Below are 22,154 nucleotides of genomic sequence, written 5' to 3' on the forward strand. Positions count from 1 at the left end.
AACATGAACGCGACCGAGGACAGAGGCGGGAAGGAAGCTTTCGTGAGCGACCGCAGGAACGGCGTGCCCAATACCGTGACGTCGATACCGCTGGTGGATCCGCACGCACCGAAGCCCGATCCGTCGATCGGCGATCTGGTCAAGGACGCCACGGCGCAGGTGTCGACGCTGGTGCGCGCCGAGGTCGAGCTGGCCAAGGCCGAGATCACCCGCGACGTCAAGAAGGGCCTCACCGGCAGCGTCTTCTTCATCGCCGCGCTGGTGGTGCTGTTCTACTCGACGTTCTTCTTCTTCTTCTTCGTCGCCGAGCTGCTCGACACCTGGCTGTGGAAGTGGGCCGCCTACCTGATCGTGTTCGGGGTGATGGTGGTGCTGACCGTGCTGTTGGCACTGTTCGGCTATCTGAAGGTGCGCAAGATCCGCGGACCGCAGAAGACCATCGAGACGGTCAAGGAGCTCCCGGAGGCCTTCTCCCCGGGCCCTGACAAGCGCGCCGTCGCCCGGACCGACAATCAGCCCGCGGCGCAAAAAGACCCGTCAGGCTGGTAATGCCCCCACCCGATCCGTCGGTCGTACGCATCGGCGGGCCGTGGCGCCACCTGGACGTCCACGCCAACGGGATCCGCTTCCACGTCGTGGAGGCCGAGCGTCCCGCCGGCAGCGACGACCCGGTCGATCAGTCGAAGCCGCTCACCGACCGCCCGCTGGTCATCCTGCTGCACGGGTTCGGGTCGTTCTGGTGGTCGTGGCGTCACCAACTCACGGGGTTGACGGGCGCCCGGGTGGTCGCCGTCGACCTGCGTGGCTACGGGGGCAGCGACAAACCGCCGCGCGGCTACGACGGCTGGACGCTGGCCGGCGACACCGCGGGCCTGGTCCGGGCGCTGGGCCACAACAGCGCCACCCTGGTCGGCCACGCCGACGGCGGGTTGGTCTGCTGGGCCACGTCGGTGCTGCACCCCCGTGTGGTGCGGGCGATCGCGGTGGTCAGCTCACCGCACCCCTCGGCGCTGCGCCGATCGGTGGTGACCCGGCGCGACCAGCGTCGGGCGCTGCTCCCGTGGATGTTGCGCTATCAGGTGCCGATGTGGCCGGAGCGGGCCCTGTCGGGGCACGACGGCGCCGAGCTGGAGCGGCTGGTGCGCAGCCGAGCCGGTGCCTCATGGCAGACCACCGACGATTTCGCCGAGACGATGGGTCACCTGCGGCGGGCGATCCAGATTCCGTCGGCGGCCCACTGTGCGCTGGAGTACCAGCGCTGGGCGGTGCGCAGCCAGCTACGCGGCGAGGGCAGACGGTTCATGCGGTCGATGAAGCGCAACCTGACGGTGCCGGTGCTGCATCTGCGCGGCGAGGCCGACCCGTACGTGCTGCCCGACCCGGTCAACCGCACGCAGCGCTACGCGCCGCACGGACGCTACGTGTCGATCGAGGGTGCGGGGCACTTCGCCCACGAGGAGACCCCGGACACCGCGAACACGCACCTGTCGCGTTTCCTCGCCGAGGTGTACTCCTGATCAGCCGGCGCTGATACAGGTTCCGGTGGCCACCCGCGCGACGTTGCCGACCTTCGCCATCTGCGCGCCCACCTCCTTGGCGGTCAGCACGAACCCGGTGTCGACATCGTCGACCGCGGCCCCGAACACGACGCCGAGCACCTGGCCCTGCCGGTTGATCATCGGGCCGCCCGAATTACCCTGCCGCACAGTACCTCTGATGGTGTACACCTCGCGGGTCACGGTCGTGCTGCGGTAGATGTCGGGACCGTTGAGCTCGATCACCTCGCGCACCCTGGCCGGTGTGGCGGTGAAATCGCCCCCGCCGGGATAGCCCATCACGATGCCGTCGGTGCCCGTGGGTGCGAGCTCCTCGACGAACTGCAGCGGCGCCGACGGCAGGTTCGGCACATCGAGGATCGAGATGTCGGCGTTGGGGTCATAGGAGATGACGCCCGCGTCATAGGTCTGGCCGTCCACCTCGATGGTGACGCTGTCGGAGCCGGCGACCACGTGGGCGTTGGACATCACGCGGTTCGGCGCGACGACGAACCCGGTGCCCTCCAGCACCTTCTGGCAGCTCTGCGCGACGCCGCGCACCTTGACCACACTCTGGCGGGTTTGGCCGACGACGGGGGAGGTCGCCAGGGTCGGATCGGGCGCCTCGACCGCGGCCACCGGGGTCGGGCCGAAGGGTTTGAGCACGTCGTGCAGGCCGGCGGTCTCCCACAGCGACGACAAGCGGTTCGGTACCGACCGCAGCCAGCTGGGCGCGACCGAGTCGACCTCGGCGATCACCCGGGAGCCCTGCACGGCGGCCGCGAGGTTCGGCTGCGGGGAGGACACCAGCGCGGTGCCCAGCAGCCAGGACGCGGTCAGCACGAGGACCAGTTGCAGGGCCACGCCGACGACGGAGTCGGCGATCCGCAGCCCCGGGTTCCGGATCGCGCCCCGCACGGCCCTTCCCAGCACCACGCCCGCGATCTCGCCGATCACCACGAGCACGAGGATCAGGAAGAGCGTCACGAAGAGTTTGGTGCGCGGACCGTTGAGGTGGCTGACCACGTGGGGGGCCAGCAGGATGCCTGCCGCCGCGCCGAGGACGACGCCGACCAGTGCCAACAACGAACCGGGCGCACCTGATCGCCAGCCTGAGACGGCAGCGAGGAGCGCCACGGCGAGGATGGCGATATCAAGCCATTGTGACGAGTTCATCGTTGCGCATCACCGTAGCTGCCCTCGGCGTCGAGGAGCGCCATTGCATCGCTGAGTTCGTACAGTTTGTCGTTCTGCCACGGCACCGCCCAGCCGGCCACGTCGAGCATCGCCGAGATGACCTGTCCGGTGAATCCCCACACCAGCATCTGGTTGAGCAGGAACGCCGGTCCCGCCGTGCGGCGGGTGTTCTCGCTGCGGTACACCATGATCCGGTTCTCGGGGTTCACGAACGCCCGCACCGGGACGCGGGCGACCAGCGCGGTCTCGGATTCGTCGACCACCCACACCGGGCCGGGATCCGACGAGTACGCCAGCACCGGCACCACGTGGAAACCCGACGGCGGGATGAACATCTTCTCCAGCGTGGCCAGCGGCTGCAGCCTGCCGGCGTCGAGGCCGGTTTCCTCGGTGGCCTCCCGCAGCGCGGTGTCGACGGGGCTCGCATCGCCGGGGTCGGCCGCGCCGCCGGGGAACGCGGCCTGCCCTGCGTGGTGGCGCAGCGTCGACGCGCGGACGGTCACCAGCAGGTCGGCGTCGTCGGGCAGCATGCCCCGGTCACCGTCTGCCGGGCCGGAGAAAAGGACCAGAACGGCGGCGTCGCGGCGCTTGCCGGTGACGGCGGCCGTCGTGTTGGCGGCGGTGAGCGCTGCCAGCACTTCGGCGGGCACGCGTCGCCGGTAGGCGTTCTTCACCGCGCCGGGCTGGTCGACCAGCGGTGCCAGCCACGGCGGCGCGGCCGACGGAGTCAGCTCACCCTCGGGGTCGTCCCAGGTCACGCGACTCCAATCTTCGGGTCCACCGCAGCGGCGATCTCGTCGGCGGTCGCGAACGACCGGGGCAAGATCTCGGCCACGCTACCGTCGGCGCGCAGCACGACCGTCGCAGGCATCACGTTCGGAACCCGTAGCGCTGCGGCGATCCGACGGCGCCCGTCCTGGACCGTGGGCAGGTGCACGCCGAGCTCGGCCATCCTGATCAGCGCCGCCGTCTCGTTCTCGTCCTGGTGCACGGTCAGCACCGTGACCTCAGACCCCTTGCGGCGCTGGTACTCGGCCATCGCCGGCAGCTCGTCGGCGCACGGACCGCACCAGTACGCCCATAGATTCAGCACCACCGGCCGGCCGGCCAGCGCGCGGGCGATGTCGACCCGGCTGCCGTCACCCACGCATTCGAGGTCGATGCCCCGCAGCGCCTCGGGCCCGAGACCGGTTCCGGCGGTGGGGCAGGGCTGCAGCGCGGCCTCGGCGCGGGGTTCGGCGAGTGCCTCCGGGGTGTCGGCGTCCCGGCGGTCGCGGGCGGAGACGGAGTCCTGGCGAGCCGACGGCGCGAGGTCGTCGTCGCCGAGCTCCGACCACAGAGCGACACCGAGCGCCACCAGGATCACCAACGCCACGACGCTCCAGCGGGCGGACGCGCTCATCGGCGCCTACAGTCCGGCCAGCGCCAGCAGGTGCTCGGTCTCGGGACCCTTGACCAGCGGCGCGGCGACCAGCGGATCGGTCGGACCCGTGCCGTAGGACGGGCAATCCTTGGCGAGCACGCAGACGCCGCAGGCGGGCTTGCGGGCATGGCAGACGCGCCGGCCGTGGAAGATCACGCGGTGGCTGAGCAGCGTCCACTCGCTGCGCTCGATCAGGGCGCCGACGACGTGCTCGACCTTCACCGGGTCCTCCTCGGCGGTCCAGCGCCAGCGGCGCACCAGCCGTCCGAAGTGGGTGTCGACGGTGATGCCGGGGACGTCGAACGCGTTGCCGAGGATGACGTTGGCCGTCTTACGTCCGACCCCGGGAAGCGTGACCAGCTCCTCCAGGGTGCGGGGAACCTCGCCGTCGAACCGGGCGACCAGCTCCTCGCCCAGCCGGATCAGCGAATTGGCCTTGTTGCGGTAGAAGCCGGTGGAGCGCACCAGCTCCTCGAGCTCGGTGCGGTCGGCCTGCGCATAGTCCAGCGCGGTGCGGTACTTGCGGAACAGCGCCGGGGTGGCGAGGTTGACCCCTTTGTCGGTGCTCTGGGCCGACAGGATGGTGGCGACCGTCAGCTCCAGGGGGTTGGTGAAGTCCAGCTCGCAGTACACGTGCGGAAACGCCTGCGCCAGAGTGCGGTTCATCCGGCGGGCCCGCCGGACCAGGCCCAGGTGGGTCTCTCTGTCCCATTTGCGGGCCGCGGCGGCGGAGGTCTTGCCGCTGGTCGAGGCTTTACTGGCGGTCACGAAGCCAGCGTACTGAGGGGGTCCGACGCGCCCGGGGGTGGATCGGTTCTTAACGAGGGCTTTTCGTGATCCCGTTGAGACTTTCGCCGTGTTTACTTCCTCCTTGTGTCGTGGTTGCTCGTGGCGCTCATCCCGGGGTTGCTCATGTTGGTGACGCTCGGGCTCGAGCGTGTCGAGGCGGGCTTGCGTTGCGACGCGATGTCGCCGTCGGACGTGGACGAAATTCTCGAACAAGCCAAGGTGAACGAGGTCGACACCCGCCCGCGGGTGCACATCGACGAGGCCGTGCTGAGTGCCGCGCGACGCCTCACCGAGCAGGAGTCACTGGCGCGCCGGTTCATCGAGCCCATCTCCGTCCCGGGTTTGCCGACACGCGAGTATGCCCATCAGCTCGCCAATACTGAGTTTCGGCAGACCCGACAACCCGATCGTGTGTAGCGTGGGCTGGTCGCACCGGGGGCTCGATGCCGCCAACGTCGACAGGGCGTACCTCTAGACTGATCTCACGATCTTTCGAGGTCGGCTTACGCATGTCTGATCAACGAACGCTAAAGGGGCAACGTGGACGAGATCCTGGCCAGGGCCGGAATCTTCCAGGGGGTAGAACCCAGCGCTGTTTCCGCGCTGACCAAGCAGCTGCAGCCTGTCGACTTTCCCCGTGGGCACACCGTGTTCGCCGAGGGCGAGCCCGGCGATCGCCTGTACATCATCATCTCCGGAAAGGTGAAGATCGGGCGGCGTTCACCGGACGGCCGTGAGAACCTCCTGACGATCATGGGCCCGTCCGACATGTTCGGCGAGCTGTCGATCTTCGATCCCGGACCACGGACGTCGAGCGCTACGACCATCACCGAGGTGCGCGCGGTGTCGATGGACCGCGAAGCGCTGCGCGCCTGGATCGCCGATCGCCCCGAGATCGCCGAGCAGCTGCTGCGCGTGCTGGCCCGCCGGCTGCGCCGCACCAACAACAACCTCGCCGACCTGATCTTCACCGACGTGCCCGGCCGCGTGGCCAAGCAGCTGCTGCAGCTCGCGCAGCGCTTCGGTACGCAGGAGGGCGGCGCACTGCGCGTGACGCACGACCTGACGCAGGAGGAGATCGCCCAGTTGGTCGGCGCATCGCGCGAGACCGTGAACAAGGCGCTCGCCGATTTCGCCCACCGCGGCTGGATCCGCCTGGAGGGCAAGAGTGTGTTGATCAGCGACTCGGAGCGCCTGGCCCGCCGAGCGAGGTAACGAGCGAGAATCCCGCCGCGAGCGAGGTAACGAGCTCAGCGGCGCAGGTGGTTGAGTTGCGCCTGCACCGACCATTCGGCTGCCTCCCACAGCTTTTCGTCGACGTCGGTGTAGACGTGCTCCACCACCTGGCGGGCGGTGGCGTCCTCCCCCAGCTCGCGGAGCGCTCCGCGCACCTGCTCGAGCCGCTCCTCGCGATGGGCGAGGTAGGTGTCGCACACCGCGGCCATGTCGTCCAGCTCGGGTCCGTGGCCCGGCAGCACGGTGCGGTGACCCAGTCCGCGCAGCCGTCGCAGCGATTCCAGGTAGTCACCGAGATCGCCGTCCTCGGAGTCGATCACCGTGGTGCCGCGACCGAGGACGGTGTCGGCGGTGAGCACGGTGTCGTCGACAAGGAAGGACAGTGAGTCGGCAGTGTGCCCGGGCGTGGCCATCACGGTGATGGTCAGCCCGGCCGCGTCGATCACCTCGCCGTCGGTCAGCGATCCGCCCAGCCCGCGCTGGAATCCGCTGCCGACCGATCGCACGACGGCGCCGGTGAGGTCGACCAGACGGTCGATGCCGCCGGTGTGGTCGCCGTGGCGGTGGCTGATCAGCACCAGCGGAATGGGCCCGAGGGCCGCGAGGCGCTCGATGTGTTCGTCCTTGTCGTCGGGTCCCGGGTCGATGACGACCATCTCGTCAGAACCGGGACCGCGCAGCACCCACGTGTTGGTGCCGTCGAGGGTCATCAACCCCGGGTTCTCGCACAACAGCACCGACGCGGTCTCGGTGACCGGCCGCAGCAGTCCGTACGCGGGATGCTCCACTCAGGAGACCTCGGCGATCACTTCCACCTCGACCGGCGCGTTGCGCGGCAGCTCGGACACCCCGACCGCCGACCGGGCGTGGGCGCCGTTGTCGCCGAAGATCTCGCCGAAGAGCTCCGAGGCCCCGTTGATGACGCCGGGCTGGCCGTCGAAGCCAGGCGCTGATGCCACGAAGCCGACGACCTTGACCACCCGGACCACCGCGTCGATGCCGGCCACCGAGTCGATGGCGGCCAGCGCGTTCAGGGCGCACTGGCGAGCCAGTTCCTTGGCCTGCTCCGCGGACACCTCGGCGCCGACCTTGCCGGTGGCCAGCAGTTCCCCGCCGCTGATGGGCAGCTGCCCTGCGGTGTAGACGAGGTTGCCGGTGCGCACCGCGGGGACGTAGGCCGCCAGCGGCGCCACGACCTGCGGCAGTTCGATACCCAGCTCGGCCAGCCGCGCCGAGTTGGTCATTTGGCTCGCTTCAGATACGCGACGTGCTGCTCACCCGTCGGGCCGGGCAGCACCGAGACCAGTTCCCAGCCGTCCTCACCCCATTGGTCGAGAATCTGTTTGGTCGCGTGCGTCAGCAGCGGAACGGTGGCGTACTCCCAGCGGGTCGGTTCGCTCATGCGGCTGAGCTTATCCGGCGGCCGATCCGCTATGGCTAGCATGCAAGCGTGGCTACCACCTCATCCAGATCAGCGGGTCCACCGGATGGTCCGACGCCGGCCGGATGGCCGTCGCGGCTGACCGAAGCGCGTCTGCATTTCGTCACCGGCAAGGGCGGCACGGGCAAGTCGACGATCGCCGCGGCGCTGGCGCTCGCACTGGCCGCGGGCGGACGCAAGGTGCTTCTGGTGGAAGTCGAAGGGCGCCAAGGGATTGCGCAACTCTTCGACGTTCCGCCGCTGCCGTACGAAGAGGTCAAGATCGCGACCGCCGAGCGGGGCGGCGTCGTCAACGCGCTGGCGATCGACACCGAGGCGGCCTTCCTCGAATACCTCGACATGTTCTACAACCTCGGGCTGGCCGGGCGCGCGATGCGCAGGATCGGCGCGGTCGAGTTCGCCACGACGATTGCGCCGGGCCTGAGGGACGTGCTGCTCACGGGCAAGATCAAAGAGATCGTGACCCGCACTCAGAAGGATCAGCCAAAAGGCAAGGGCATCGCGTACGACGCGGTCGTCGTGGACTCCCCGCCGACCGGCAGGATCGCCCGCTTCCTCGACGTCACGAAGGCGGTGTCCGACCTGGCCAAGGGCGGCCCGGTGCATTCCCAGGCCGACGGCGTGGTGAAGCTGCTGCACTCCGACCTGACGGCCATCCACCTCGTGACACTGCTCGAGGCGCTGCCGATCCAGGAGACCCTGGAAGCCATCGAGGAGCTGCGCGACATGGGCCTGCCGATCGGCAGCGTCATCGTCAACCGCAACATCCCGTCCTATCTCGCACCCGACGACCTGGCCAAGGCCGCCGAGGGTGTCGTCGACGCCGACGAGGTACGGGCCGGCCTGGAGTCCGCGGGCGTCACGCTCTCTGACGAGGACTTCGCCGGTCTGCTGACCGAGACCATTCAGCACGCGACCCGGATCGCGGCGCGCACCGAGAGTGCCGAGCAGCTCGCCGAACTGGACGTGGCCCGGCTGGATCTGCCGGCGCTGCCCGACGGCGTCGACCTCGGGAGCCTGTACGAACTGGCCGAAGAGCTCGCCCAGCAGGGCGTGCGGTGAGCGGGGAGACACGATGAGCACGACACCACCGGCCCTCGACATGGCCTCGATCCTGCGTGACCGCTCCAACCGCGTGGTGGTGTGCTGCGGGGCGGGCGGCGTCGGTAAGACGACCACCGCGGCGGCGATGGCGCTGCGTGCCGCCGAGTACGGACGCACCGTCGTCGTGCTGACCATCGATCCGGCCAAACGCCTCGCGCAGGCACTCGGCATCCGGACGCTGGGCAACACGCCTCAGCGAGTTCCGCTGGCACCCGAGGTGACCGGCGAACTGCACGCGATGATGCTCGACATGCGTCGGACGTTCGACGAGATGGTCGTGCAGTACTCCGGACCCGACCGCGCGGACGCGATCCTGGACAACCAGTTCTACCAAACCGTGGCCACGTCGCTCGCCGGCACGCAGGAGTACATGGCCATGGAGAAGCTGGGACAGCTTCTGGCAGAGGACAAGTGGGACCTGATCGTCGTCGACACTCCGCCGTCGCGCAACGCACTGGACTTCCTGGACGCGCCGAAGCGGCTGGGCAGTTTCATGGACAGCAGGCTGTGGCGGATGCTGCTGGCGCCCGGACGCGGCATCGGGCGGCTGGTGACGGGCGCCGTCGGACTGGCGATGAAGGGCATGTCGACCATCCTGGGGTCGCAGATGCTCTCGGACGCAGCGGGTTTCGTGCAGTCCCTGGACGCGACGTTCGGCGGGTTCCGCGAGAAGGCCGACCGCACCTACGAATTGCTCAAGCGGCGCGGCACGCAGTTCGTGGTGGTGTCGGCCGCGGAGCCCGACGCGCTGCGCGAGGCCTCGTTCTTCGTCGACCGGCTCTCCAGCGAGCGCATGCCGCTGGCCGGGCTGATCCTCAACCGCACGCATCCGACGCTGTGCGAGTTGCACGCCGACAAGGCGGCCGAGGCCGCCGACGATCTGGCGAAGGCGGATGCGGACTCGGTGACCGCAGCCGCGCTGCGGATCCACGCCGCCCGCGCCTCGACGGCCAAGCGCGAGGTGCGGCTGCTGTCGCGGTTCACCGGCGCCAATCCGACGGTGGCCCTCGTCGGCGTCCCGTCGCTGCCGTTCGACGTGTCCGATCTGGAGGCCCTGCGGGCCATCGCCGATCAGATCACCGGCGCGGCGTAGCGCGAACCGACCCCCAACAAAGGCGTAACCGCGCCCTGGTCGGGCGCGGTTACGTCATTTCCCTCACGTGCGTTTCGACAGGTGGGCCAACCCGCGAATCAGGCAATCGCGGCTTAGCTGTCGAAGGACTCAGCTGTCGAAGGACTTAGCTATCGAAGGACTCAGCCGGCAGTGCGGTGTTTGCGCTGGGCGGCGAAGAAGTCGGCCCAGGAAACAACTTCAGGGTGTTGCTTGAGCAGTGCGCGACGCTGGCGTTCGGTCATGCCTCCCCACACACCGAACTCCACGCGGTTGTCGAGAGCATCGGCGCCGCACTCGGCGATCACCGGGCAGTGACGGCAGATGACTGCGGCTTTGCGCTGCGCGGCCCCGCGGACGAACAGCTCGTCCGGATCCGTCTGGCGACACCGAGCCTGCGAAACCCACGCAATACGCGCTTCTGCTTCCTTACCCGGCACAATGGGCTGGGTAATTGTGTTCACGACGGTCTTACGAGCCGCGGGCTGAATTGTTGACACCAGCGATCCCCTATCGTTCTGGCCGCGCCCCGACAACGCAGACGACTGTTAACCCTGACGTCGATTGCAAGTGCGATCTACGCCACATTGCGAGTACCGGGTGTGACCTGCATCGCACTGTGCGCTCAATTTAGGTGGTCACAGCCGTTCTGCGCAATACATTCGTGACCACTTTTTTGGGACGACCGTGCCGTCAGGCGCGTACATTGCCGTTCTTCGATGGCCTGTTCTGCGCACAAGCGCTCGTCAACGGCGTTTGACATGGCCTGTCACGACTCATTCCGGCGTCCTCGTCGGGCTGCTCGAGGCACGCCCGGCCGAAAGTCGTCGCTACTCTGTACGCATGCCGGAGGACCCACCGACACGGCCGCCGCGCGCGGTGACCGTCATCAAACTCGCCTGGTGCGTCGTGCTCGCCAGCGTCGTCGTCGCCGGGCTGCTGTTCCCCGTCGTCGGCGGCTTCGGGCTCGTGTCGAACCGCGCGTCGGATGTGGTTGCCAACGGGTCGGCGCAACTGGTCGAGGGCGAGGTCCCTCAGGTGTCCACGATGACCGACGCGAAGGGCAACATCATCGCGTGGCTGTATTCGCAGCGACGCTTCGAGGTCCCCAGCGATCAGATTGCCAACACGATGAAGCTGGCGATCGTCTCGATCGAGGACAAGAGGTTTGCCGACCACAACGGCGTCGACTGGCAGGGCACCCTGACGGGTCTGTCGGGTTACTTGTCGGGCAACCTCGACACCCGTGGCGGTTCGACGATCGAGCAGCAGTACGTCAAGAACTATCAGCTGCTGGTGATCGCGCAGACCGACGCCGAGAAGCGCGCCGCGATCGAGACCACCCCGGCCCGCAAGCTGCGTGAGATCCGGATGGCGCTGACGTTGGACAAGACGTTCACCAAGCCGGAGATCCTGACCCGCTATCTGAACCTGGTGAGCTTCGGCAACAACGCCTTCGGCGTGCAGGACGCCGCACAGACCTATTTCGGAATCAACGCCACGGATCTGAACTGGCAGCAGGCCGCGCTGCTGGCCGGCATGGTCCAGTCGACGAGCACGCTGAACCCGTACACGAATCCCGACGGCGCGCTGGCCCGCCGCAACGTCGTGCTCGACACGATGATCGAGAACCTGCCCGAGCACGCCGAGGAGCTGCGGGCGGCCCGCCAGCAGCCGCTGGGCATCCTGCCCCAGCCCAAGGAGCTGCCGCGGGGCTGCATCGCCGCCGGCGACCGCGCCTTCTTCTGTGACTACGTGCTCGATTACCTGGCCCGCGCCGGGATCAGCAAGGACCAGGTCGCCAAGGGCGGCTACATGATCAAGACGACGCTGGAGCCCGACGTCCAGGCGTCGGTCAAGAACGCCATCACGCAGTTCGCGAGCCCCGACCTCGACGGCGTCGCCAGCGTCATGAGCGTCATCAAGCCGGGCAAGGAGACGCACCCGGTGCTGGCGATGGCGAGCAACCGCACCTACGGGCTGAACCTCGATGCCGGGGAGACGATGCAGCCCCAGCCGTTCTCGCTGGTCGGCAACGGCGCGGGTTCGGTGTTCAAGGTGTTCACCACCGCCGCGGCGATGGAGATGGGCATGGGCATCAACGCTCAGCTCGACTCGCCGTCGCGCTTCGAGGCCAAGGGCCTCGGCAGCGGCGGGGCGCGGGGCTGCCCGCCCGCGACCTGGTGTGTGCAGAACGCCGGTAACTACCGGGGGACGATGAGCGTCACCGATGCGCTCGCGACCTCGCCGAACACCGCGTTCGCGAAGCTGATCGCCCAGGTGGGCGTGCAGCGGACCGTGGACATGGCCGTGCGGCTTGGCCTGCGCTCCTACGCGCTGCCCGGCACCGCCCGCGACTACGACCCGGAGAGCAACGAGAGCCTCGCCGACTTCGTGAAGCGGCAGAACATCGGCTCGTTCACCCTGGGCCCGATCGAGGTGAACGCGCTCGAGCTGTCCAACGTCGCGGCGACGCTGGCCTCGGGCGGCATGTGGTGCCCGCCCAACCCGATCGCCGAGGTCTACGACCGCTATGGCGAGCCGGTGTCGGTCACCACCGAGACCTGCGAGCAGGTCGTCCCCGAGGGCCTGGCGAACACGCTGGCCAACGCCATGAGCAAGGACGACACCGGTGCGGGCACCGCGGCCGGCGCGGCGGGTTCGGTCGGTTGGACCCTGCCGATGTCGGGCAAGACCGGCACCACCGAGGCCAACCGTTCGTCGGCCTTCCTGGGCTTCACCAACCAGTACGCGGCCGCGAGCTACATCTACGACGATTCGACCGCGCCGACGGAGCTGTGCTCGTTCCCGCTGCGCCAGTGCGGTTCGGGCAACCTGTTCGGCGGTAACGAGCCGGCCAGGACGTGGTTCACCGCGATGCAGCCGATCGCCACCGCGTTCGGCGACGTCACGCTGCCACCGACCGATCCGCGGTACGTCGAGGGCGCACCGGGCTCCCGGGTGCCGAGCGTGTCCGGCCTGAACATCGACACGGCCCGCCAGCGCCTGCGCGAGGCCGGGTTCCAGGTCGCCGACCAGCCCACCCCGGTCAACAGCGGCTCGTCCTACGGGACCGTGGTCGGAACGGCGCCCAGCGGCCAGACCGTCCCCGGGTCGATCGTGACGATTCAGATCTCGAACGGCATCGCCCCGGCTCCCCCGCCACCGCCTCCGGGGGCCGGGCCGCCGGGTGCCCCGCCGCCACCGGTGGGCCAGCAGGTGATCCAAATCCCTGGTCTGCCACCGATCACGGTGCCGGTGCTGGGTCCCCCGCCGCCACCGCCACCCCCGCCGGGCTGACCCGACAGCCTGTGTCTCACAGGCTCGGGCAGTACGCTTGAGTTCATGTCTGCGTCACCGGCTGCCCTCCTCAAGACCACCGCTGCGGCGTCCGTCGGCACGCTCGTCGCGGGGATCGGGTACGCGTCGCTGATCGAACGCAACGCGTTCGTGGTCCGCGAGGCGACGATGCCGGTGCTGTCGCCGGGGTCCACGCCGCTGAAGGTGCTGCACATCAGCGACATCCACATGCGGCCGGCGCAGCGACGCAAGCAGGCCTGGCTACGCGAACTGGCGGGCTGGGAGCCCGATCTCGTCGTCAACACCGGCGACAACCTGGCGCACCCGAAGGCGGTGCCGTCGGTGGTGCAGGCGCTCGGCGACCTGCTGGCGGTCCCCGGCGTGTTCGTGTTCGGCAGCAACGACTACTTCGCGCCCCGGCTGAAGAACCCGGCCAACTACCTGACCAAGCCGACACATCGCATCCACGGGGAGCCGCTGCCCTGGCAGGACCTGCGGGCGGCGTTCACCGAGCGCGGTTGGCTCGACATGACCCACACCCGTCGCGAGTTCGAGGTGGCGGGCCTGCACATCGCGGCGGCGGGCGTCGACGATCCGCACCTCACGCGGGACCGGTACGACACCGTCGCCGGGCCGGCGAGCCCCGCGGCGAACCTGACGCTGGGGCTGACCCATTCGCCGGAGCCGCGCGTGCTGGACCGCTTCGCCGCAGACGGCTATCAGCTGGTGATGGCCGGCCACACCCACGGCGGCCAGCTGTGCCTGCCGTTCTACGGCGCGATCGTCACCAACTGCGACCTGGACCGCTCGCGGGCCAAGGGCCCGTCGCGGTGGGGTGCCCGTACGCAGCTGCACGTGTCGGCGGGCATCGGGACGTCCCCGTTCGCACCGCTGCGGTTCTGCTGCCGCCCCGAGGCGACGCTGCTGACGCTGATCGCGGCGCCGACCGGCGGCTCGGACCTCGGCACGCAGGCTGGCCAGTCGCATCCGACCGTATCGGCGCGGTGAACGCGGCGGGGCCATGCCGCCGCCAGTCCCGGGCCTGGGTCGACAACGCGGTGCGGCTCATCGAGGCCGACGCGCGCCGCAGCGCGGACACCCATCTGGTGCGGTATCCGCTGCCGTCGACATGGTCCGGTGACGTCGACGTCGCGCTGTACCTGAAGGACGAGACGACCCACATCACCGGCAGCCTCAAGCACCGGCTGGCGCGTTCGCTGTTCCTGTACGCGCTGTGCAACGGGTGGATCGGCGAGGGAACGACGGTGATCGAGGCGTCGTCCGGATCGACGGCGGTGTCGGAGGCGTACTTCGCCGCGATGCTGGGGCTGCCGTTCATCGCGGTGATGCCGGCCTCGACAAGTGCGTCGAAGATCGCATTGATCGAATCCCAGGGCGGCCGTTGCTATTTCGTGCAGCAGTCGGCGCAGGTCTATGCCGAGGCGCAGCGCCTGGCCGAGCAGACCGGCGGGCACTACCTCGATCAGTTCACCAATGCCGAACGGGCCACGGACTGGCGGGGCAACAACAACATCGCGGAGTCCATCTTCGAGCAGCTCGGCGAGGAGACGCACCCCGTGCCGGAGTGGATCGTCGTGGGCGCGGGCACCGGCGGCACCAGCGCGACGATCGGCCGGTACCTGCGCTACCGCCGGCACCCGACGCGGTTGTGCGTCGTCGACCCGGAGAATTCGGCCTTCTTCCCGTCCTACGAGCAGGGCGATCCCGACGTGAGCACGGGTGCGTCGTCACGGATCGAGGGCATCGGACGACCCCGGGTGGAGCCGTCGTTCCTGCCCGGGGTGGTGGATCGGATGGTGAGGGTGCCCGACAACGCGTCGGTGGCCGCCGCTCACCACGTGAGTCGTGTCCTGGGACGCCGGGTCGGGCCGTCGACGGGCACCAACATCTGGGGCGCGTTCGGCCTACTGGCCGAGATGGTCGAGCAGGGCTGCAGCGGGTCGGTCGTCACACTGCTCGCCGACAGCGGAGACCGCTACGCCGACACCTACTTCTGCGACGAGTGGCTCAGCAGCCACGGCATCGAACCGTCCGAGTCGGCCGGGTCACTGGCCGAGTTCGAACGCACGGGACGCTGGCTCTGATCCTTGGGACGCCGAGTTAGCGGAACGTCGGAGGTCAGAAACAGCCACAGTGCTGCCAGCGCGAAGAAGCCCAGGTAGATCGATGCTCCCAAGCCAGTCATGTCACGCCTCGTTTCGGTCGGTTCCTTTTCTCAGTGTGCATAACGCCACCGACACCTCTGTTCCTTCCCGCGGCGTGTCGTAAACCCAATAGCCGTTTGGCCTCAACGGCCTGCAGTGCGATACGCTGTCGTGGCTTCACGCGGGGTGTGGCGCAGCTTGGTAGCGTGCTTCGTTCGGGACGAAGAGGTCGTGGGTTCGAATCCCGCCACCCCGACTCGTGTGATCGCAGGTGAGAGGCCCTGACTGGATGTTCTGGTCGGGGCCTTCTTGCTGTCCGGGCGCGACCGGGGTCGCCCGAGAATTGGTGACAGGGGCTACCGCGGGCCCGGCTTAGGGTTTCTGTCATGGACGCCTTCACCACGGGCTTCGACGGGGCCCGCTAGGCCGTGTTGCCCTCCCGACCCCGGCTGGAGAGCTGGAATCCCGACTCGCTGACATTCACGGGCACGGCGATCCGGGACGCCGGCAGAACCGTCGCCGACGCCGTGACGACGTTGAGCACCAACATCAAGGAGATGCCGGACACCCGCGCCTGGTCGGGCAGCGCGCACGACGCCGCGGAGGCGATGTTCGAGCGGGCCGGCCGTCAGGCCGATTCGTTCTCCGACTACACCACCGCGGTCGGCGAAGCGTTCACCACCGGCGCCGGCACGATCGGCGGTGCCCGAACGGCGTTGCTGGACAAGGCCGATCAGATCGACATGGGTGGCCAGCTGCACGTCAGCGATCAATGGGTGGTCCTGATCACCGGCGCTCAGATGACCCTGGAAGAGGCTGCCGCGCTGGAGAAGCGTGCCCAGGCCGAACAGGTCGTCGTCAACGGACTGCTGCTGAAGGTCGGCGCCGCCGATGACGACACCGCCGCGGCCGTGACCGCCGCCGCGACACCGCACGGCTTCGTCGCCCCCAATCCGTCGGATCCCGCAAGCCTGCTGCTACCCGGCACGCAGAGGCCCGGCGACGAAGTCCCCAACCCGTCCACTGCAATGGGAATGCTGCAGCAGGGGATGCTGCGCGATGCCGACATGTCGCAGACCGTGCGCGAGACGACGACCGAGACCAAGCACGACCCCGCGACAGGCGAGCTCATCTCCACGACCACAACGATGTACATGCAGGACGGAAGCCGCCACGAGCGCACCGCCGACGCCAAACCGCTCTTCTCAGACCGCGGGCCGGCGACCACCGAAACGCACTATGACGAGCACGGCAACGTGATCTCCGAGTCGAGCACCGTCACCTTCAACGACCGCGGGGACCACAGTATGGACAACGCGACGGTCACCTCGGTGAAGATGGCCGACGGCACTCTCGTCACCCTCGTCGAACGCCCCGGCGGCAGCCGCAGCGGCACCGTCACGACGCCGAACGGGCAGACGGCCGACATTCCGCGCGAATTCTTCGACAAGCCGCTGATGACCGGAGTCGAAACGGCCATCGCGGGATTGGAGCACACCCCCCACGGGATTCCGAAGCTCAGCGCCGAGGCGGTCGAGCACATCCGCGCCGGCGCCAAATATGCCGGACCCGGTCTGGGCATCGCCACCACCCTGTGGGAGGTCGCCGTCGCCGATTCGGGGTTCGCCCGATGCGTCGCCGCGACGGAGGGTGCCACCGGGTTGGCGACGGGCGCGCTGGCGGGCCTGGCCACATCCGAGATGGGTCCGGTCGCTATTCCGATCGCCATCCTCGCCGGCGAAGGCGGTTCGCAGCTCGGCAACTGGATCGGAAACACGTTTTGTCCGCGATGAACAGTCCCGTACGTCCTGTCTTGCTCGCCGTCGCCCTGGGTGGGACCGGCGTCTTCACCGGCATCTGGACGGTCCTCTGGGCGCTGCGCGGCAGCTATCTCACGGCGCTCATCATGCTCGCCGTGACGATCTGGGCGATCGGGTTCGCCGTCTTCTGTCTGTGTACGGCCCTGGGCGCGGTGACTCCCCGCGCACACAGCGACCCGAACGGAATCCTGCTGCGCCCCGGCGTCGTGCTGGATCTCGCGGCGATCGCGTCCACCGCTGCCATCACCCTGGCGGCTGCCCTGTATCTGATCTTCTCGCGTCTCGGCATGGTCGACTACGTACCGTCGGCGGTGCCCCGGGCCGCGCTACCCGCGGCGTGCATCGGCCTGATGATCTTCGGAGTACCGGCGCTGTACCAAATGGCCAGGCAGAAATGCGGTCACCATCTCCGTCTCGACCCCGCCGGCTTCGAAGTCTGGAACGGGCACTGGAACTCCCTGCGGCGCGGGAGCTGGGACGACGTCGAGCAGATTCTCGATCACCCTCCCAAGGGCGGAAAGCCGTTCAACAAGCTGGTCGTCTTCCTCCCCTCGACAGGGTCTGCTGCACGGTTGTACGCCGACGCCGTCGCCGAAGACGGTGACGCCCTTCGTGACTGGGTCCGGTTCTACTGGAAGAACCCCGAGCACCGAGCAGAGCTCGTCGATGATCGTGCTCTGCGGCGCCTCGAGCAGCGGCAGTTCACCACCGGCTGATGCCGTCGTTCCGCTCCCCCGCCACCGAGAGATCCTCGGCGATGAACCCATCCAGGTAGGTGGTCAACATCGCGACGTCGAGCGGTTCGGCATGGTCGGCGTCACCGGGTTCGAGAAGGTAGTCGCCGTCACCGCGGATCTGCACCCACTCCAGGATCGGACGCCCGGGATCGACACCCCACTGCGCGGCCGGGTCGCGACGTGTCTGCAGCGTCCCGGTGGCCACCACGTCGTTGCGGGCCACACCGGCCGCCGATTCGTCGTGACCGGTGAGGAAGTCCAGATCCGAGTCCATCTCCCGAGGGGGGCTCTCCGCCAGAGCGATTCGCGGATGAACGCCGGCCCCGATCAGCCCCGCCGTCTCGGCGATGGCCGGTCCCAGCATGTCGGGTGACACCGAGTAGATGTCGACCACATCGACGCCGTCGTCGTCGCTGCCCTGCACCGCAACGTATCCCGAACCGCCCGAACGCACCCCGTGCAGCCGGAGGTCTGGCGTGCCTTCACCGGGGAACCGCACCCGGCACTCGACGCAGACATCCGCGCGCACAAGCGCTTCCGCCCAGTCACGGACGCCGCGCAGGTCGCCGTCGTTCATCCGTGCGTCGAGCGAGCCGACGTCCCGGGTCAGCAGCCACACCGAGCCGACGGGCCGGCTGCGGCCCAGGGGGTAGGGCAGCGTGTCGCGGCCGTACAGTTCGCACGCCGACTCCAGATCGACCACCGCGACGGTGGCCACCGGTACGAACCACAACGATTCCGGCAGAGCCGGCCTGTACGACATCGCTCCATTCTGCCGCGGGCCCAGACCCCTACCGTGCAGTTCTTGACCGCCGCACTGCCGCTGTCGACTTGGCGGCCGCGGCCACCAACGGCGCGCCCAGGACCATCCCCAGCAGGCCGGCGACCGTTCCCCCGATCATCGTCGCGAGCAGCACGGCGACCGGGTGCAGGCGCAGCGACGATCCCAGGGCCCACGAACTGACGACGCTCTGGATCGTGCCGTTGGAGATGACGAACGTGATTCCGAGGATCAGCGCCGCCGTCGGCCCGACCGACCCGAAAGCGATCAGCACGGCGAACACCCCGGTGATCCATGCGCCGAGGAACGGGATGAACGACAGCACGAAGTACAGGATGAAGATCGGGAGTGCCAGGGGCACACCGAGAAGCAGCAGCGGCACCATGAAGATCGGCGCGGTCACCAGCGCGGTGATCGCGGTGCCCCGGAAATAGCCGCGGATCGCCGAGCGGCTCAGGCCGACCACGGTGTCGACGTCGCCGGCGTCCAGCCTGGCGGTGCGGGCGAACCACAACGGGAAACGGTGCGCGTCGCGCAGGGCGAAGAACAGGAAGAACACCGCGAGCAGCGTGCCCATCGCGAGCGACACCGCGCCGTAGAAGGTGCTGCTGACCGCGCCGAGCACGCCTTGGCCGAGCGCAGGGGCGTGGTCCTCGAGCCCCGCGCGCGCCCGCATCAACCATTGCGTCGAAACATCAAGCTTCGCAGCCCATTCCATGAACCGCGTCCACCCCAGCGTCAGCTGCCGGTAGATGTCGCTCCACTGCTGCAGGAAACCCCACACCACCACCGCGACGGTCCCGACCCCGACCACGACCGCGGTCAGCAGCGTGAGGACCGCAGACAGCGCACCGGGCAGACCGAGGCGCTGCAGCCCTTCGGTCACCGGCTCGAGCACCACGCCGAGGATTACCGCGATCACCAACGGGATCAGCACACCGCTGACGGCGCCGGCCGCCACGGCCACGACGACGACCAGAGCGATGATGCCGAGCAGGGACCAACTCAGGGATCCGGCCCGCCGGATCCAGGCGGACGACGCGTGGGAGCCGCTGCCGGCCCCGTCTGCGGCATCCCCACCCATGAGCGCGATTGTGCCCGACGCCGGGCCGTCGGCCTAGCGGCCGCGGCGCGGAACCTGCGGCACCCCGGCGAGCAGACCCCGCTGCGGTATGCCGTCGACCGGCTCGGCGGCGACGCCCAGTTCGGCCAGGACGTCGTTGGCCGCCAGCACACCGGACATCGACGACCGTTCCATCAGGCCCGCCAGATAAGGCATGTCGACGAAATCGCCGGCCACCCGCAGCCCGCGGGCATCCGAGCGCACAGCGGGCCGGGTGCCGGCCGACCCCGGCGGGAACGCCGGCGCGGTCGCCTCGAGCCTGTCGTGGCGGTGCAACACCCGCGCGTCCGCCGTCTCGGGCCACAGGACGGCGAGCTCGCGGCGCAGCGCCTCGGCCGCCTCCTCGGCGTCACCCAAAGTGCAGGAGTAAGAATGCAATTCGATGACCGAGCCGCCTGTCGAGGCGGCCCACCGGCGACTCGGCTCCTCCAGCCGGGAGTAGACCGCGATGGAGTCCAGGGTCGGCTGACCGGTCACGGCGCTGAACACGGCCCGGTCCGACGCGACGTCGCGGTCCAGCCAGAGCCGGCTCACCGCGAAGGGTGGCGCCACCCTGATGCCGTCGCACCGGCCCGCCAGCAGCGGCGCCACATCATGCAGGGCGGAGTCGGCGACCACCTTCTGCAGCGCACCCGGGTCGAGCGCCATGATCACGTGTCGCGTCGGCAGCGAGTCGCCGGCGGTCTCGACGCGCCACCCGTGGCCGTCGGGCACCACCGCCGTCACCGCCGCACCGAGGCGGATGTCGGCACCCTTCTCAACGAGGTACTGCTGCAACGGATTCCAGATGGCGGTCGCGTGGTCGGTGTTCGGCACATCGAAGCCGATGCCCTCGGGGTTGCCCAGGAAGTAGTAGTGGAACATGGCCACGAGCTCGGCCGCCGACAGCGCGTCCTGGTTGCAGAAGAACGAGCGCGCGAACGCCTCGAACAGCATGCTGCGGGTGCGTTCGGTCATGCCGAGGCGATCGAGGAACGCTGCGGCGTCGACATGGTCGAGTTCGGCCACGGTGGTCGCGCGGTCGTAGGCCAGCAGCGCCCGCCCCGCCTCGGGGTCTGCGCGCAGCATCTCGCTGCGCGACAGGCTTTTCGACCGCAGCACCAGCGCCAGCAGGTTCAGCGGCGGCGCGGCGGGCAGGCCGGAGAGATCCTCGGCCGGCCAGGTGGCGGAGATGACCGGGTAGTGCGGAACCGGTTCGAGGAACGCGAGGTCCGGGTCCGCACGCCGCAGAATCGACCGCCAGGTGTAGTAGTGCCGGAAGAACGCGTGGAAGCCGTGTTCGATGTTCTGCTCGGTGCCGTCCGGCAGTGTCTCGGGCCACGCGCCGAGCCGTCCGCCGAGGTGGTGTGCGGCTTCCAGAACCGTGACGCGGACACCGCGTTCGGCGAGCACGACCGCCGCCGAGATCCCGGCGATGCCGCCGCCCACGACGACGGCTTCGGCGCCGGGCGCGACGTCGCGGGGCAGCGTCGGGTCGGGGGTGACGAGCCGTACGGGCCGCATCCGCAACGGTGCCGCGCGGCGGCGCAACGGGTCAGCCACGTCGTCTCCACAAGGTCACGGCGAACGGTATCGCGATCGCGCCCATCAGCACCGCACCGGTGACCGCGGAGCCGGGCAGACCGAAGAACACCGCGTGCGCCATCACCGAGGACGCGTACACCCACAGATACAGCGTGGCCGCCGGTGCGGACGGCTCGTCGTCGCGCGGAAGCGTAAGGTGCAGCAGCGCGATCACCAGGGTGGACACCAGCAGCCACCCCGCGTAGTTCGTCAGCGGGACACCGGGTACCAGCGGCAGCCCCGGATCGGGGTCGAACCACACCCAGTGCCCGGCGGCGACCATCTGCGGATCGAGGAACACGTCCCACGCCGTCAACGCCAGTGCGCCCACGGCGACGACGGCCACTCCCCGGGTGACCAGGGTGCGGGCCACCACCAGCGCCGGCCACGCCATCATCACCCAGGCGAGCGGCACCACCAGCGGCACACCGAGGACTTCCAGCCCGAGGGTGCCGGTGTAGGCGTAGTCGCCGAACGGCAGCCCGGTGCTCACCCCGACCGCCTCGGCCACCAGCCCGCCGCCGCCGGCGATCGACACCAGCAGCAGCGCACCCGTCCGGCCGTAGAGCCGCGCCACGTCCGTGACGGCGGCCAGGAAGAAGACGACCACACTGGTCACGGTCACCGACGTGCGCCACGACTCGGGCATCAGGGGGTAGAGGATCTGCACCGCGATCGCCGCACCCACGAGCGACCAGGTCAGGTGCGTCGCGCGAAACGGGACTACGGGGACGGCCAACGCCACGCTGGGTACCTCCGGTGTAGATGACAGACCTCAAGAATGCCTGTGCGCGGCGGGGGCCGTCGGACGGCTCCGTAGAGTTTGCAG

General features: G+C 69.1%; 23 protein-coding genes and 1 tRNA gene. 12 read left to right on the plus strand and 12 right to left on the minus strand.

The window, feature by feature from the left end:
• The first annotated feature begins 3 nt into the window (after positions 1-3).
• Both FHR72_RS18125 and FHR72_RS18130 read left to right on the plus strand, forming a co-directional pair.
• Positions 4-549, plus strand: coding sequence for a phage holin family protein (locus tag FHR72_RS18125; RefSeq protein WP_183470607.1), 546 nt, complete (start codon positions 4-6; stop codon positions 547-549).
• Positions 549-1,517 carry an alpha/beta fold hydrolase gene (locus FHR72_RS18130; RefSeq protein ID WP_183470609.1) on the plus strand — a complete coding sequence of 323 codons (969 nt, stop codon included), beginning with the start codon at positions 549-551 and terminating at the stop codon, positions 1,515-1,517. The genes FHR72_RS18125 and FHR72_RS18130 overlap by 1 nt, the downstream gene beginning before the upstream one ends.
• Here FHR72_RS18130 and marP read toward each other — a convergent pair whose 3' ends face one another.
• The 4 genes from marP to nth are packed head-to-tail and all read right to left on the minus strand — an operon-like array spanning position 1,518 to position 4,923.
• Positions 1,518-2,711, minus strand: a complete 1,194-nt coding sequence (gene marP, locus FHR72_RS18135; protein WP_183470611.1) for an acid resistance serine protease MarP — start codon at positions 2,709-2,711, stop codon at positions 1,518-1,520. It lies immediately after the preceding gene.
• On the minus strand, positions 2,708-3,490 hold the full coding sequence (locus FHR72_RS18140) for an NUDIX hydrolase (protein WP_183470613.1): 783 nt from the start codon (positions 3,488-3,490) through the stop codon (positions 2,708-2,710). The genes marP and FHR72_RS18140 overlap by 4 nt, the downstream gene beginning before the upstream one ends.
• On the minus strand, positions 3,487-4,134 hold the full coding sequence (locus FHR72_RS18145; protein ID WP_183470615.1) for a TlpA disulfide reductase family protein: 648 nt from the start codon (positions 4,132-4,134) through the stop codon (positions 3,487-3,489). The genes FHR72_RS18140 and FHR72_RS18145 overlap by 4 nt, the downstream gene beginning before the upstream one ends.
• 6 nt (positions 4,135-4,140) lie before the next feature.
• Positions 4,141-4,923 (minus strand): endonuclease III, encoded by a 783-nt coding sequence (nth, locus tag FHR72_RS18150; protein WP_183470617.1) that lies wholly within the window; start codon positions 4,921-4,923, stop codon positions 4,141-4,143.
• A 120-nt stretch (positions 4,924-5,043) separates the two neighbouring features.
• On the opposite strand from nth, the gene FHR72_RS18155 reads away from it, so the two are divergent.
• Both FHR72_RS18155 and crp read left to right on the plus strand, forming a co-directional pair.
• Entirely contained in the window at positions 5,044-5,361 is a 318-nt protein-coding gene (locus FHR72_RS18155) for a hypothetical protein (RefSeq protein WP_396888474.1), read from the plus strand.
• Positions 5,362-5,484: 123 nt separating this feature from the next.
• The gene (crp, locus tag FHR72_RS18160) at positions 5,485-6,159 is read left to right on the plus strand and encodes a cAMP-activated global transcriptional regulator CRP (protein ID WP_003931718.1); all 675 of its coding nucleotides are present in this window, start codon (positions 5,485-5,487) and stop codon (positions 6,157-6,159) included.
• Positions 6,160-6,194: 35 nt separating this feature from the next.
• On the opposite strand, the gene FHR72_RS18165 is transcribed toward crp, so the two are convergent.
• Genes FHR72_RS18165 through FHR72_RS18175 form a run of 3 tightly spaced genes read right to left on the minus strand, consistent with a single transcriptional unit; the run spans position 6,195 to position 7,582 of the window.
• Entirely contained in the window at positions 6,195-6,968 is a 774-nt protein-coding gene (locus FHR72_RS18165; protein ID WP_183470621.1) for an MBL fold metallo-hydrolase, read from the minus strand.
• Positions 6,969-7,424 (minus strand): RidA family protein, encoded by a 456-nt coding sequence (locus tag FHR72_RS18170; RefSeq protein ID WP_183470623.1) that lies wholly within the window; start codon positions 7,422-7,424, stop codon positions 6,969-6,971.
• Positions 7,421-7,582, minus strand: coding sequence for a Sp36 family protein (locus tag FHR72_RS18175; RefSeq protein WP_013472940.1), 162 nt, complete (start codon positions 7,580-7,582; stop codon positions 7,421-7,423). The genes FHR72_RS18170 and FHR72_RS18175 overlap by 4 nt, the downstream gene beginning before the upstream one ends.
• A 48-nt stretch (positions 7,583-7,630) precedes the next feature.
• Here FHR72_RS18175 and bagA point away from each other — a divergent pair, with 48 nt between their 5' ends.
• Positions 7,631-8,683, plus strand: coding sequence for an ATPase BagA (gene bagA, locus FHR72_RS18180; protein WP_183470625.1), 1,053 nt, complete (start codon positions 7,631-7,633; stop codon positions 8,681-8,683).
• A gap of 13 nt (positions 8,684-8,696) precedes the next feature.
• Complete coding sequence (gene bagB, locus FHR72_RS18185) at positions 8,697-9,818, plus strand: ATPase BagB (RefSeq protein ID WP_183470627.1); 1,122 nt, start codon at positions 8,697-8,699, stop codon at positions 9,816-9,818.
• A 161-nt stretch (positions 9,819-9,979) separates the two neighbouring features.
• Here the strand turns inward: bagB and FHR72_RS18190 are convergent, their stop codons facing one another.
• A complete protein-coding gene (locus tag FHR72_RS18190; RefSeq protein WP_183470797.1) occupies positions 9,980-10,336 on the minus strand; it encodes a WhiB family transcriptional regulator in 357 nt (118 codons plus the stop codon).
• Between the two features lie 343 nt (positions 10,337-10,679).
• Here FHR72_RS18190 and ponA2 point away from each other — a divergent pair, with 343 nt between their 5' ends.
• The 6 genes from ponA2 (at position 10,680) to FHR72_RS18220 (ending at position 17,837) form a co-directional block, all read left to right on the plus strand.
• Complete coding sequence (gene ponA2, locus FHR72_RS18195) at positions 10,680-13,136, plus strand: transglycosylase/D,D-transpeptidase PonA2 (protein WP_183470629.1); 2,457 nt, start codon at positions 10,680-10,682, stop codon at positions 13,134-13,136.
• A 45-nt stretch (positions 13,137-13,181) separates the two neighbouring features.
• The gene (locus FHR72_RS18200; protein ID WP_183470631.1) at positions 13,182-14,144 is read left to right on the plus strand and encodes a metallophosphoesterase; all 963 of its coding nucleotides are present in this window, start codon (positions 13,182-13,184) and stop codon (positions 14,142-14,144) included.
• Positions 14,141-15,241 (plus strand): L-cysteine desulfhydrase Cds1, encoded by a 1,101-nt coding sequence (gene cds1, locus FHR72_RS18205; protein WP_183470633.1) that lies wholly within the window; start codon positions 14,141-14,143, stop codon positions 15,239-15,241. The genes FHR72_RS18200 and cds1 overlap by 4 nt, the downstream gene beginning before the upstream one ends.
• 242 nt (positions 15,242-15,483) lie before the next feature.
• Positions 15,484-15,557 (plus strand) — tRNA-Pro (locus FHR72_RS18210).
• 172 nt (positions 15,558-15,729) lie between these two features.
• Positions 15,730-17,094: a hypothetical protein gene (locus tag FHR72_RS18215; protein ID WP_183470635.1), complete on the plus strand. Its 1,365-nt coding sequence runs from the start codon at positions 15,730-15,732 to the stop codon at positions 17,092-17,094.
• Entirely contained in the window at positions 17,091-17,837 is a 747-nt protein-coding gene (locus tag FHR72_RS18220) for a hypothetical protein (protein ID WP_183470637.1), read from the plus strand. The genes FHR72_RS18215 and FHR72_RS18220 overlap by 4 nt, the downstream gene beginning before the upstream one ends.
• Here the strand turns inward: FHR72_RS18220 and FHR72_RS18225 are convergent.
• From FHR72_RS18225 to FHR72_RS18240, 4 genes are read right to left on the minus strand one after another with little or no spacing between them, the layout of a single operon-like run.
• Entirely contained in the window at positions 17,824-18,621 is a 798-nt protein-coding gene (locus FHR72_RS18225) for an ESX secretion-associated protein EspG (RefSeq protein ID WP_183470639.1), read from the minus strand. The genes FHR72_RS18220 and FHR72_RS18225 overlap by 14 nt on opposite strands.
• A gap of 28 nt (positions 18,622-18,649) precedes the next feature.
• The gene (locus FHR72_RS18230) at positions 18,650-19,723 is read right to left on the minus strand and encodes an AI-2E family transporter (RefSeq protein ID WP_183470641.1); all 1,074 of its coding nucleotides are present in this window, start codon (positions 19,721-19,723) and stop codon (positions 18,650-18,652) included.
• Positions 19,724-19,756: 33 nt separating this feature from the next.
• Positions 19,757-21,304 (minus strand): FAD-dependent oxidoreductase, encoded by a 1,548-nt coding sequence (locus tag FHR72_RS18235; protein WP_311736188.1) that lies wholly within the window; start codon positions 21,302-21,304, stop codon positions 19,757-19,759.
• On the minus strand, positions 21,297-22,070 hold the full coding sequence (locus FHR72_RS18240) for a carotenoid biosynthesis protein (RefSeq protein WP_311736189.1): 774 nt from the start codon (positions 22,068-22,070) through the stop codon (positions 21,297-21,299). The genes FHR72_RS18235 and FHR72_RS18240 overlap by 8 nt, the downstream gene beginning before the upstream one ends.
• Positions 22,071-22,154: the final 84 nt, after the last annotated feature.

This window comes from Mycolicibacterium iranicum (genome assembly GCF_014190915.1).
In the GTDB taxonomy this organism is placed as follows: domain Bacteria; phylum Actinomycetota; class Actinomycetes; order Mycobacteriales; family Mycobacteriaceae; genus Mycobacterium; species Mycobacterium iranicum_B.

Coding starts and splice junctions, on each gene's coding strand:
- FHR72_RS18170 (WP_183470623.1), bottom strand. CDS start 7,424: ATGACCAACTCGGCGCGGCTGGCCGAGCTGGGTATCGAACTGCCGCAG.
- FHR72_RS18220 (WP_183470637.1), top strand. CDS start 17,091: ATGAACAGTCCCGTACGTCCTGTCTTGCTCGCCGTCGCCCTGGGTGGG.
- ponA2 (WP_183470629.1), top strand. CDS start 10,680: ATGCCGGAGGACCCACCGACACGGCCGCCGCGCGCGGTGACCGTCATC.
- FHR72_RS18130 (WP_183470609.1), top strand. CDS start 549: ATGCCCCCACCCGATCCGTCGGTCGTACGCATCGGCGGGCCGTGGCGC.
- bagB (WP_183470627.1), top strand. CDS start 8,697: ATGAGCACGACACCACCGGCCCTCGACATGGCCTCGATCCTGCGTGAC.
- FHR72_RS18225 (WP_183470639.1), bottom strand. CDS start 18,621: ATGTCGTACAGGCCGGCTCTGCCGGAATCGTTGTGGTTCGTACCGGTG.
- FHR72_RS18175 (WP_013472940.1), bottom strand. CDS start 7,582: ATGAGCGAACCGACCCGCTGGGAGTACGCCACCGTTCCGCTGCTGACG.
- FHR72_RS18200 (WP_183470631.1), top strand. CDS start 13,182: ATGTCTGCGTCACCGGCTGCCCTCCTCAAGACCACCGCTGCGGCGTCC.
- FHR72_RS18230 (WP_183470641.1), bottom strand. CDS start 19,723: ATGGGTGGGGATGCCGCAGACGGGGCCGGCAGCGGCTCCCACGCGTCG.
- FHR72_RS18125 (WP_183470607.1), top strand. CDS start 4: ATGAACGCGACCGAGGACAGAGGCGGGAAGGAAGCTTTCGTGAGCGAC.
- FHR72_RS18145 (WP_183470615.1), bottom strand. CDS start 4,134: ATGAGCGCGTCCGCCCGCTGGAGCGTCGTGGCGTTGGTGATCCTGGTG.
- marP (WP_183470611.1), bottom strand. CDS start 2,711: ATGAACTCGTCACAATGGCTTGATATCGCCATCCTCGCCGTGGCGCTC.